The organism is Flavobacterium hibisci (assembly GCF_020026925.1).
Lineage (GTDB): Bacteria > Bacteroidota > Bacteroidia > Flavobacteriales > Flavobacteriaceae > Flavobacterium > Flavobacterium hibisci.
Window position 1 is genome coordinate 137923 of the sequence record NZ_JAIQDW010000012.1, and the last position, 12351, is coordinate 150273.

12 protein-coding genes and 1 pseudogene are annotated in these 12351 nt (G+C 34.2%); 9 read left to right on the forward strand and 4 right to left on the reverse strand.

All coding sequences use genetic code 11. From position 1 onward, the window contains the following. Window positions 1-2: 2 nt before the first annotated feature. The 5 genes from K8B81_RS13655 (at window position 3) to K8B81_RS13675 (ending at window position 6470) form a co-directional block, all read left to right on the forward strand. Window positions 3-623, forward strand: a complete 621-nt coding sequence (locus K8B81_RS13655; protein WP_223682143.1) for a hypothetical protein — start codon at window positions 3-5, stop codon at window positions 621-623. A gap of 121 nt (window positions 624-744) precedes the next feature. After that, entirely contained in the window at window positions 745-2388 is a 1644-nt protein-coding gene (pgi, locus tag K8B81_RS13660) for a glucose-6-phosphate isomerase (RefSeq protein ID WP_223682144.1), read from the forward strand. A 320-nt stretch (window positions 2389-2708) separates the two neighbouring features. Further along, window positions 2709-5369: a TonB-dependent receptor gene (locus tag K8B81_RS13665; RefSeq protein ID WP_317196962.1), complete on the forward strand. Its 2661-nt coding sequence runs from the start codon at window positions 2709-2711 to the stop codon at window positions 5367-5369. A gap of 104 nt (window positions 5370-5473) precedes the next feature. Next, window positions 5474-5896 (forward strand): hypothetical protein, encoded by a 423-nt coding sequence (locus K8B81_RS13670; RefSeq protein WP_223682146.1) that lies wholly within the window; start codon window positions 5474-5476, stop codon window positions 5894-5896. 88 nt (window positions 5897-5984) lie between these two features. After that, window positions 5985-6470 (forward strand): septal ring lytic transglycosylase RlpA family protein, encoded by a 486-nt coding sequence (locus K8B81_RS13675; RefSeq protein ID WP_223682147.1) that lies wholly within the window; start codon window positions 5985-5987, stop codon window positions 6468-6470. Between the two features lie 14 nt (window positions 6471-6484). Here the strand turns inward: K8B81_RS13675 and K8B81_RS13680 are convergent, their stop codons facing one another. Continuing rightward, window positions 6485-6940 (reverse strand): DinB family protein, encoded by a 456-nt coding sequence (locus tag K8B81_RS13680; protein WP_223682148.1) that lies wholly within the window; start codon window positions 6938-6940, stop codon window positions 6485-6487. Window positions 6941-7015: 75 nt separating this feature from the next. Between K8B81_RS13680 and K8B81_RS13685 the strand changes: the two genes are divergently transcribed. The 4 genes from K8B81_RS13685 to nadD all read left to right on the forward strand — a co-directional run bounded on the left by K8B81_RS13685 (window position 7016) and on the right by nadD (window position 9853). Then, entirely contained in the window at window positions 7016-7372 is a 357-nt protein-coding gene (locus tag K8B81_RS13685; protein ID WP_223682149.1) for an arsenate reductase family protein, read from the forward strand. A gap of 294 nt (window positions 7373-7666) precedes the next feature. Continuing rightward, window positions 7667-8527, forward strand: coding sequence for a YicC/YloC family endoribonuclease (locus K8B81_RS13690; protein ID WP_049817535.1), 861 nt, complete (start codon window positions 7667-7669; stop codon window positions 8525-8527). A gap of 65 nt (window positions 8528-8592) precedes the next feature. Next, a complete protein-coding gene (gene gmk / locus K8B81_RS13695; protein ID WP_110347366.1) occupies window positions 8593-9165 on the forward strand; it encodes a guanylate kinase in 573 nt (190 codons plus the stop codon). 106 nt (window positions 9166-9271) lie between these two features. Continuing rightward, complete coding sequence (gene nadD, locus K8B81_RS13700; RefSeq protein ID WP_223682150.1) at window positions 9272-9853, forward strand: nicotinate (nicotinamide) nucleotide adenylyltransferase; 582 nt, start codon at window positions 9272-9274, stop codon at window positions 9851-9853. 160 nt (window positions 9854-10013) lie between these two features. Here nadD and K8B81_RS13705 read toward each other — a convergent pair whose 3' ends face one another. The 3 genes and pseudogenes from K8B81_RS13705 to K8B81_RS13715 all read right to left on the reverse strand — a co-directional run. After that, on the reverse strand, window positions 10014-10607 hold the full coding sequence (locus K8B81_RS13705) for a rhodanese-like domain-containing protein (protein WP_025572612.1): 594 nt from the start codon (window positions 10605-10607) through the stop codon (window positions 10014-10016). 48 nt (window positions 10608-10655) lie between these two features. Next, window positions 10656-12125 (reverse strand): nicotinate phosphoribosyltransferase, encoded by a 1470-nt coding sequence (locus K8B81_RS13710; protein ID WP_223682151.1) that lies wholly within the window; start codon window positions 12123-12125, stop codon window positions 10656-10658. A gap of 106 nt (window positions 12126-12231) precedes the next feature. Continuing rightward, window positions 12232-12351: pseudogene (locus K8B81_RS13715) on the reverse strand (IS1595 family transposase); the annotation flags it as partial.

A 12351-nucleotide genomic window follows, 5' to 3' on the forward strand; every position in this document is an offset into this window, starting at 1 on the left:
ATATGAAAAACAAACGCATTAAAGAAACTCTTGACGAGACTTTTTCAGATTTAAAACTATTTTACAGAGATACAAATCTTCCTGAAAACCTGATTTCAAATTATAAAATTGGGCAAATAATCAAGGAAAAAGGCTTTACCGATATGACTTCTATGGGTGGAGGACTTTCTGGAAACTTCAGATATTTAATTGCAAGTGCCAATGCAAAAGATTTATCGAAATTTAATCCTGATTCTGCGAAAATCGGGCATTTCCTTTTGGATGAGATTACATTTTTCAAAGTTTTGGATATCCAAAAAATCGAAAATAAAACACAGGTTTTTCTGCTTCATATTCCTGATAATTCACTTTCGCTTTTTAAAAACTCAACTTCTAATATTGAAGAAGAAATAACAGAAAAAGCCAGACAAAAATTTAGCTCCAAAATCAATGCTGCCTTAATTCCTGAATTGCAGACAGAAAACTGGAAAGAAAGGACAAAATCGCCTATTGGAATGAACGATCAGGGCGAAATGTTTTTCGATGATGCAACCATAAAAACGGAAGAACCAAAAAGAATTGAGATTAATAAGGATAAAAAGATCATTGAGATCAATAAGAAGCCGTGGTGGAAGATTTGGTAACATGAAAGCTACTGGCAATTTCTTTTATAAATCGTTTTCGTAACTAATTGCCCTGCAAAGAAGTATTAAGAGCTAATTTCAGTATTTTTGTGTTTCTAAAAAAACTACAATCTTATTAAAAATGGCTTTAAATACAACAAATCCAACAGGAACTGATGCGTGGAAAAATCTTCAAAACCACTTCAAAGCAATTCAGCAGACTACAATACAGGAATTATTTCAAAAAGATAGTGCACGTGCAGAAAAATTCAATTTGCAATGGAATGACTTTTTAGTCGATTATTCTAAAAATAATATTAGTGAAGAAACAATTTCACTTTTGCTGGAATTGGCAAATTCAATTGAATTAAAAAGTGCAATTGCTGATTATTTCGGAGGAGAAATTATCAATCAGACAGAAAACAGAGCGGTTTTGCATACTGCATTGCGTGCTCCTGAGTCTGCAGTTATAAAAGTGGACGGAGAAAATGTAATCCCGGAAGTTTATGAAGTAAAAAATAAAATTAAAAGCTTTACAAACGAAGTAATTTCGGGAGAAAGAAAAGGATATACCGGAAAGATGTTTACTGATATTGTAAATATTGGTATTGGAGGTTCTGACCTTGGTCCTGCAATGGCTGTGGAAGCGTTGCAATTTTATAAAAATCACTTAAATATACATTTCGTTTCGAATGTAGATGGTGATCACGTTAATGAAGTAATCAAAAAATTAAATCCTGAAACCACATTATTTTTAATTGTTTCTAAAACTTTCACGACTCAGGAAACATTATCGAACTCAGAAACGATAAAAGAATGGTTTTTGAAATCGGCTTCTCAGGAAGACATTGCTAAACATTTTGTGGCAGTTTCAACCAATATTCAAAAAGTAACGGAATTCGGAATTAATCCTGATAATATTTTTCCAATGTGGGACTGGGTTGGAGGAAGATTCTCTTTATGGAGCGCTGTTGGTTTGAGTATTGCTTTAGCGATTGGATTTGATAATTATAACGAATTATTAAAGGGAGCCAATGAAATGGATGAACATTTCAAATCGGCAGAATTTGATCAAAACATTCCGGTAATTTTAGCTTTGTTAAGTGTTTGGTACAATAATTTTTACGGTGCCGAAAGTGAAGCTTTGATTCCGTACACACAGTATTTACAAAAATTAGCCCCATACCTGCAGCAGGCAACCATGGAAAGCAACGGAAAAAGTGTTGGCCGTGACGGAAAACCGGTAAACTATCAAACCGGAACAATTATCTGGGGTGAGCCTGGGACAAATTCGCAGCACGCCTTTTTTCAGTTAATCCATCAGGGAACAAAATTGATTCCAACAGATTTTATCGGATTCATAAAACCATTATACGGTAACGAAGATCATCATGATAAACTAATGTCCAACTTTTTTGCACAGACAGAAGCTTTGCTAAACGGAAAAACAGCAGCACAGGTTCAGGCAGAATTTGACAAACAAGAGCTTCCTGCAGAAAAAGCATCTTATTTGTTGCCATTTAAAGTTTTTACAGGCAACAAACCGACCAATACAATTCTAATTGAAAAATTGACACCTAAAAGCTTAGGCTCTTTGATTGCTTTATACGAGCATAAAATTTTTGTTCAGGGAGTAATTTGGAATATCTTTAGTTTTGACCAATGGGGAGTGGAACTAGGAAAACAGCTGGCCAATTCTATTTTAGAAGAAATAAATACAAAAACGGTAAAAACGCACGATAGTTCGACTTCATTTTTGCTTAATCATTTTTTAAACAAAAAATAATCTTATTATCAGTTTGAAAATACAAACGTCTTAATTTTTTTAATTAAGGCGTTTTTTTGTTAAGTAATTTTAATAATTCTTACAAAAGATACTGGTTTTTACATGATTATATACATTCATCATGGAGTATTGTTATTCTTTTAATAAAAAAAATAAACATTAAATGGAAATATTATATTTTATTTATCATTAAAAGATAAAATCGTTTTAATGTTCAATACAATGCATAAAACTTGTTATTCTTAACTTTTTGATAACATTATCTGATTAATTTGTTATAATTTTGCCAAAAACAATAAACTAAATAGCAAATGAAGACAATGAAAAATTGGTTACTTACTGGACTGTTGTTCATGATAGTTTCAACCGCATTTTCTCAGGGAAAAGTTACAGGTACAATTACCGATGGCACGAACTCGCTGCCGGGCGCAAATGTAGTTATCAAAGGATCTACAGTTGCAACTTCTACAGACTTTGACGGTAAATTTATGTTAGACTCTCAAAACAGTTCTGGAGAATTGGTTATTACCTACTTAGGTTATAATACACAAACAGTTAAATTTTCAGTTTCAAATGGAGCAACAACTAATCTTGGAGTGATTCTATTAGAATCGGATTCAAATCAATTGGAAGAAATAGTTGTAATGGGTAAAGGAATTATCGATTTAGCCAAAGAAAGAAAAACTCCTATTGCTGTTTCTACAATTAAAGCAGCTGATATTCAGGCAAAAATTGGTACAGCAGATATTACTCAGACAATGGTTAATACACCCTCTGTGTATGTTGCAGGACAGGCCTCGGGGTATGGCGATTCAAGAATAACTGTACGTGGATTTGCTCAGGACAATACAGCTTTTTTATTAAATGGTCAGCCAATTAACGGAATGGAAGACGGAAAAATGTACTGGTCTAACTGGTCAGGTATGTCTGATATTGCAAATGCCATACAAATTCAAAGAGGTTTAGGATCTTCTAAACTAGCAATATCTTCTGTTGGAGGAACGGTTAACTTTATTACAAAAGCTACTGATAAAAGAGAAGGTGGTTTTGTGTCTTTAAATGTTGCTAATGATAAATTCTTTAAAAGTACTGCTGCTTACAATACAGGTATGAGTAAATCAGGCTGGGGAACCAGTGTAATGCTTTCTCATTGGCAGGGAGATGGTTATAATGATGGGACAAAAGGTGAAGGTCAGACTTACTTTATTTCTGTTGGTTACAAAGCTAATGATAAGCACAGTTTTAACTTCCTTTTGACAGGTGCACCTCAATGGCATGATCAAAACTTTACTAAATCGATTGACAGTTATTTAAAATACGGAAGAAAATATAATAATAACTGGGGAACTCAAAACGGAGAATACAAATCTGAAAGAACTAATTATTACCATAAACCAGTTCTTAATTTAAACTGGGATTACGACATCACTGAAAAAACTCAGCTTTCTACCGTTTTATATGCATCTTGGGGAAGAGGGGGATCAACAGGAGGTTACGGAACAAGACTAACTTCACTTAATACTCCTGCTGGAGGTCAGGTAAATTTTGATGGAATATATGCTAACAATTTAACTGTTGTTGATGGTGTAGGTACGGGTGACGGAAAAAGTACTAAAGGTGCATATGTATTAAGGGCAAGTGCAAACAATCATGCTTGGTATGGTTTAGTTTCTAACTTAAAAAATCAACTTACTGACAATTTAGCTTTAAATGTTGGTCTTGATTTAAGAACATACAAAGGAACTCACTTTAGACAGGTTGCTGATTATTTAGGATTATCAAGCTGGACTGACTCAAGAAATCTTAAAGGTGATGATGATAAGCCAAGTGGTACTATTGTTAGTACTAAAGTGACCGACTCTGCAAAAGCAAGGCCTTGGCCAGCAACTTTCAGTGCAGTTGATGAAAATCAAAGAATTGACTACGATTATGGAGAAACTATTTCTTATGGTGGAGTATTCGGCCAATTAGAATATTCAAACGAAAGTTTTTCTGCTTTTTTTCAAGGATCTCTTTCAAATCAATCACATTCAAGAGTAGATAGATTTGATTATTTACCTGAATTTCAAGATTCAGAAAAAGTTAATAATGTAGGGTACAATGTAAAAGGAGGGACCAGCTATAAATTTGCTGAAAACCATAATGTATATGTAAATGCTGGTTACTATAATCGTCAGCCATATCACGATAACATTTACTTAAACTTTACAAATAAAGTGAATCCTTTTACTGAAAATGAAAAAATTCTTGGTTTGGAAGCAGGATATACTTTTACATCAAAAATAGTAACCGCAAGTGTTAACGGATATAGAACTACCTGGAAAGATAGAGTAACTACGACAACTAACGTTGCTACAGCCGGTCAGGTTATTGGTGGTGTCACTCTTAATGCAGGAGATTTAATATTAATTACTAACCAAGGGGTTGAACAGGTTCATACTGGTGTTGAGTTAGATATAGTTGCAAAACCTATGGATAAACTTGATGTTACAGGATTTCTTTCAGTTGGAAATTATGAATATAAAGGGCAGACTTTAACGACCAGAAGAAATGAAAGTTTAGAAACTCTAGATGAGACGGTTAAAGATGTTGATGGTGGAAAAGTTGGAGATGCTGCGCAAACTACTTATGGTTTAGGTTTTAAATATGAGTTTGTAAGAAACTTGTCGATAGATGCTGATTGGAGATACTATGATAAATTGTACTCAACAGTTGTCACTAAAGATAATATTCAATTGCCAACTTATGATTTAGTAGATGCAGGTATTTCTTATAAATTGTTTATTGGTAAAGGTAATAAAGACTCTATAAATTTTAGAGTTAACGTGAATAACGTATTTGACGAGGTTTATTTATCTGAATTAACTTCTGCGACAGCTGTAACGCCAACGTCAGTTAACTATAGGGGAATCAATGTTGTTAACAACGGTTACTTCGGTTTAGGTAGAACATGGAACGTAAGCTTACGTTATAACTTCTAAAATTTAGAACCAAAATAAATATCAAAACGGCACTGACTTTATAGGTCATTGCCGTTTTTTTATACCCTTTTTTGTTATATTTGTTTTAAACAAAATATTAATCTATGTATCATTTTCTTCAAAAACTCCACTCAGGCTGGGCTTATTTGGCATTACTACTTTTACTAATTGCAGTTGTAAACGCCATTCTTGGATTCTCATCAAAAAAAGATTTCACAGCTAAGGACCGAAAAATTGCCTTGTTCGCTTTAATAGGTACACATACACAACTATTAATCGGTTTGATTCTTTATTTTGTATCTCCGTTAGGAAAAGATGCTTTGGGTCAAATGTCTAACGCAGCACTTCGATTAACATCATTAGAACATCCATTGATTAATTTAATTGCTATTGCCCTAATCACAATAGGATGGTCAAAACATAAAAAACTAATTAACAGCGAAGCAAAATTTAAAACATTTGCTATATTTTACGGAATTGGTTTGGTGCTTATTTTAAGCAGAATTCCATGGAACTTATGGTTCTAAAAACACCAAAATAAGCCCTCCTACAGGGCTTTTTTTATCTCGGCATATTATTTGTACAAGTCCCCCCAAGTCTGAAAAAAAATAAATTATGAGGAATAAAAAAAATATTTTGCTCTCTCTCCTTTCGGTGACTTTATTAAGTTGCTTTACCTACGTTATGAGTCAGAGTAAACCGGTTGAAACGAAGGTTTCTCAGGATACTTTAAAAACAGATAAACTAAAAATGGTGCCTTTAAACGATTCTGTTTTTAGCGTTGAAGGCCTGAAATTGAAAATTTACAAAAAATCAGCTCATGCTTCTTATTACCATGATCGTTTTAATGGAAAAAGAACAGCAAGCGGAGCACGTTTCAATAATAATAAATATACTGCCGCCCACAAAAAATTACCTTTCGGTACCAAAGTAAAAGTTACAAATGAAGCCAATGGCAAATTTGTAATTGTTGAAATTACAGACCGAGGACCATTTGTTAAAACCAGAGAAATAGATTTATCTAAAAGAGCTTTTATGGAGATTGCCAAAAACAAAGGAGCAGGCGCCATGAATGTTACAATTGAAACTATTGAAAAATAAAAAATCCGAAAGTTCTAAACCAACTTTCGGATACTCATTATTATTCCGGTGTGTGTGCCTTCATGGTAATTATTGAATGAGAGGGCATCTTCAATATTTCGAAGTGTAAATCCCATACTTGTGGTGTACTCAGTATAGTTTGTGAAAATTTTATCTGCGTAATCTTTTTCAGCCTGATGTAAGGTGTCTGAAAGCAATCTTCTGATTTCATCGACTTCATTTTGTGAAACGTCGCCTTCCGGTTTGGTGTCTTTTCTGTATTTAGCAATAAACTCATCAGAGACTATTGAAGGCAGACCTGATAATTTATAAACTAAAGCTTGTTGGGCAGCTATACAATGTGCAATATTCCAAATAAGGTTGTTTTTAAAACCTTGTGGAATTTTATTTAATTGTTCTAATGAGTGATTGTCTAAAACTTTCAGAAGAATTTCCCTGCTTGTTTTTTGTACTTCGAAAACTGAATTCATAAATTTATTTTTTAATAAAATTAGGCAATTTTAAGTTGCAATGAATTTTCTTTGTATTCAAAATAAATTAAAATTATGAACAAAATATACTACTTAGCCTCTTGCGATACATGCCGTAAAATAATCAAAAGCCTGCCAAAAGATAATGATTTAGTTTTTCATGACATCAAGCAAAATCCGATTACTGAAGCTGAACTGGAAGAAATGTACCAGCTTTCCGGAAGCTACGAAACGTTATTCAGCAAAAAAGCGCAATTGTACAAGTCCATGGATTTAAAAAACAAATCACTGACTGAAGCTGATTTTAAAAAATACATTTTGGAACATTATACGTTTTTAAGCCGTCCGGTTTTTATCATTGATGGCAAAATTTATATCGGAAACAGCCAGCAGAATATTTTGCAGGTGATGAAAGCTTTAGAAGAAAAGTAAACATATTACTCTTCAGTTCGAGTGTTTTGTTTAAAAATGAGATAGTTTTTTTAAACAAAATGTATCGAGAACCTTAGTGCCAAAAAGCTTCTCGATACAATTTTTAATCATAAAGCTATCGCATTATTCTTAAAAATCACTCGAAGTGACGAATGCAATTTTTTAAGTTAATGACATTGTAACGGATAGTCCGGCCTTTAGGCAACGCCCAAATAATTTATAACTTAGACCTTGCGTAACTAGAAATTAACCCTGTAAAGTTTTTTAGTATCTTTGCGCCTTTATACTCAATATATGATACAATCGATGACGGGTTTTGGTAAAGCTTCTTTGCAATTGCCAACGAAAAAAATTACTGTAGAAGTAAAATCTTTAAATAGTAAAGGTTTAGACCTGAATGTGAGAATGCCATCAGTTTACCGAGAAATGGAATTGGGTTTGCGAACCATGATTTCGACCAGACTGGAAAGAGGAAAAGTCGATTTTGCGATTTATGTTGAAAGTACTTCAGAGCAGACTTCTACCAAGGTAAATGTTCCGGTTGTAAAAAATTATATAGCCCAGTTAAGGGAAGTTTATCCGGATGCTGACGAAACCGAATTGATGAAAATGGCGGTCCGTATGCCGGATGTTCTGAAAACAGAGCGTGAGGAAATTGACGAAAACGACTGGGAGCAGATTCAGGTAATCGTTGATGAGGCATTGCAAAATATTTTAAGTTTCAGAAAAGACGAAGGAGAATCTCTTGAAAAAGAATTCAATCTTCGAATTGGAAATATCCGTCAATATATGAATGATGCCCTGGCTCTTGATCCGGAACGTGTCCAGGCAATAAAGGACCGTTTGCATACTGCCATTTCTGAATTGCAGGTAAATGTTGACGAAAATCGTTTTGAGCAGGAACTGATTTATTACTTGGAGAAATTGGATATTACTGAGGAGAAAGTTCGTTTAACCAATCACCTGGATTATTTTCTGGAAACCATAAAAGGAACTGAGGCCAACGGTAGAAAACTTGGTTTTATCACTCAGGAAATGGGACGCGAAATCAACACCATGGGTTCAAAATCAAACCATGCACAGATGCAGAAACTGGTAGTGATGATGAAAGATGAACTCGAGAAGATTAAGGAACAGGTTTTGAATGTATTATAAAGTAATTTAAAAAGTGAATTGTAATTAGCTATTCACTTTTTACTAATTACTAATTACTTATAAAAATGAACAAAGGAAAATTAATTGTTTTTTCAGCACCTTCGGGATCGGGAAAAACAACGATAGTAAAGCATTTACTAAAACAGGAAGATTTAAATTTAGAATTTTCAATCTCAGCAGCTTCACGTGATCCTCGTGGAGAAGAAGTCAACGGAAAAGATTATTATTTTATTTCGCTGGAAGAATTCAAGAAGCATATTAAAGCCGAAGATTTCCTGGAATGGGAAGAAGTATACCGAGATAACTTTTACGGTACTTTAAAATCGGAAATTGAAAGAATCTGGGCTTTGGGTAAAAATGTCATCTTCGACATTGATGTTGCCGGCGGACTGCGTATCAAACACAAATTCCCGGAACAGACTTTAGCCGTTTTCGTAAAACCGCCAAGTGTTGACGAACTTAAACGAAGATTAAAAGAACGCTCTACAGAAAGCGAAGACAAAATCAATATGCGTATTGCAAAAGCTTCGGTTGAGCTTGCAACTGCTCCACAATTTGACGTGATTATTAAAAACTACGATCTGGCTGTTGCCTTGGAAGAAGCACATCAGCTGGTGAAAGACTTCGTAAATAAGTAATTATTCCGCAGAGTTTCACAAAGGTAATACACAAAGATTCGCAAAGTATTTTTAAACTTTGCGAATCTTTGTGCTATCTTAGCGATTCTCTGTGAAACCTCAAAAGATGAAAATAGGCCTCTACTTCGGAACATACAATCCCATTCATATTGGTCATTTGATTATTGCCAATCACATGGCTGAATTTGCCGGTTTAGATCAGATTTGGATGGTGGTTACGCCTCATAATCCTTTGAAAAAGAAAGCTACTTTACTTGATGACCATCATCGTCTGCAAATGGTTTATCTGGCTACGGAGGATTTCCCAAAAATAAAACCTTCGGATATTGAGTTTAAATTACTTCAGCCGAATTATACTGTAAACACACTGTCGCATTTGCAGGACAAATATCCAAACCACGAATTTTCACTCATTATGGGTGAGGATAATCTGAAGACACTCCACAAATGGAAAAACTATCAGGTGATTTTAGAGAATCATAATATTTTTGTGTATCCGCGCATTTCATCAGAACCAGAAAATACTGAATTGAAATCACATCCTAAAGTTCATATCATTGACGCGCCGGTTGTAGAAATTTCGTCTACTTTTATTCGGGAAAATATTAAAAAAGGAAAAAATATCCAGCCGCTTTTGCCTTCAAAAGTCTGGGAATATATTGATCACAATAATTTTTATAAAAAGTAAAACGCAATTTTGTCATTTCGAGGAACGAGAAATCACATAAAGTAAGGAAATGCAGTACGTCGCTCTCTGAATGTGATTTCTCGTCCCTCGAAATGACAAACTATTACAAAAAAAAGCCTGAATCCTATCAATTCAGGCTTTTTAGCTTAAACGATTTGTATTATTTCATTTCCGTTCCTTCAAACGTTATTCTGGAATCATTTACATTTACGAGTTCATCGAGCTCGTAGATATTTTTATAACCGTATCCATAAAGGTTAATGTGCGTTGGAATATTCAATGCCAGCATAATGGGTTTTCTGTTGGACAGAATTTGCGTTTCGATATTGGTTTTTGGTTTCGCCATTTTCGAAGCAAAATCTATTGGATCTCCATCAAAATTATTATTGCAGTAAATCAAGATTCTGGTATTGGGATCCGGAATCAATTTTAAAAGATTTTCCTGTGTAAAATCAGTAAAATCCAGATGAATTGCGCCTTTCAGATGTTTTCTGTTAAATCGAAAATCAGAACGCGTGTCTAAGATAACAACATTTTCTTCTTTCGCCATTTTAAGGAAAACATCAAGACTTACCAGATTTTTTTCTCTTTGCTTTTCTAATTCGGTTACCAGATTTTTAAAATCTTCGTAATCAACCAGCGCCTTTGGATATTGGGTATCTTTTTGCATCTTTTTTCTTTGATTTACTTGTGAATGGATAATGCCGGTTATAAAACAGCAGCCGGCTAAAATGATAAGAGCTGTAATTTTCATAGTTTTATATTTTAGTTCGGATTAAAATCTGTTTATAACCGGTATTTTTTATGCTTCAATACTTATGCCTGCACTAACGCGTGCCCTGATTTCATTTAAAGACTGATCTGCCAAAAGTTTCCCGTCTCTGAAAATTTCTTTCAGTTCTCCTTGTTTTTCTTCTTCCCAAGAAACATTATCAGTTAAATGATACTTACCGTCGATTAATTCGATTTTCATTAATCCTTTAGCCGATTTTTTAGTTCCGTCGTCAGTAATTGGATCTTTGAAGATAGCTCTTCCTTCGCCATCAACTTCACCATAAGTGGCTTTCATTGCAAAACCAAAAGTATCTCTGGTGTTGTACTGATAGGTAAAAGATCCAATCCCTAAAACCACATTGGTAGAAGCGAACCCTTTTGCTTTTAAACGCTCGCAAATCTGAATTGCTCTTGCTACGGTAATACTATCTCCATAAATGGCTCCAATTTGCGGCACCAATTCTTTGAATCCTTTAGCATTTGTAGTCCCGCCAAAAACATCCCAAAGCAATTCGATAACCCCTTTTTTCTCTTGTTCTGTTTTTCCGTTTGGATTTCCGCAGATAATATCTACCGGATCACCACTGTCAGGACGAATTACTACTTTACCTTCTCTTGAAACGATTTCTTCTTTTAATCTTGGAAGATAATCCGTTAGAACTTTCCATAAATCCCAAGTATCAGAAACGATAGAAACAATTCCTTTTGGATAAACTTCTGTAATCAATCTTTTGAAAGTTTCACATTCGCCTTCCGTAGTTCCCATACACATTACAGAATGTTCAGTAGCGGCAACAGAACCTGCGATTAATTCGGTGTCAGAATTGGCGTTGTAATATTCTTCAAAGAAATCAATCGCTGGAATCGTATCTGATCCTGTAAAGCTCAATAAATGTCCGGCTGCAGAAGTTACTGCAGCTTCAATACCACCCATTCCTCTCATAGAGAAATCGTGTCCCTGCCAGTTTACAAAATCAGGTGCAGAAGAAGTTTCTTCCGCATATTTATCCAGTACTTTTCTATATTCCCTTGCAATCGTAGCAGAGTTACAAGGCAGCCAGATTACGGCAGAAAGTAAGGTTTCGAAATAATTCGTCAGCCAGAAAAACTCCGGAATCGTATTATACATCGTAAACATTGGTACTCTCAAAGGCACACTGGCACCTTCTGGCAACGCTTTAAAAACCATCGGGATATAGCCTAAATCGTGTAAATCTTCGATATGTTTGGTTCCAACCTGATTTTCGCCTAAATAATTATTGATTCTGCGGGCGTATTTTTTAACTACTTCTTCTTTTGGCTGTTTGAAGAAATGCGTATCGAAATCATGAATAATGTATTTTTTGATGAAATACTGCAATCCGAAAAACACAACTTCCTCAAGACCTTCAATTCTTGATTTTCTGGGTGTCCAGTTAGAATATACTAAAGTGGTTTTGTTAGGATACTGTCTTCTATGGTCAACTTTGTAACCGTCTGTTAATAATAGTGGGTTCATATTATTTATAATTTAGGCTTTAAAAATACTATTTAAAATCAATATATTTTGTTGGAACTTCATCTGTCAGCCAGACATTATTTTCGGATAAATAAAATTTATTGAGTTATACACTTACTATCTGTTTTATTTCTTTTTGATATATGGGTTTGGTATTTACCATTCTTTCTATCGATTTATGAAAAATACTTGTTTTAAATTGAGAACGGTTTATTCTAAAACAAAA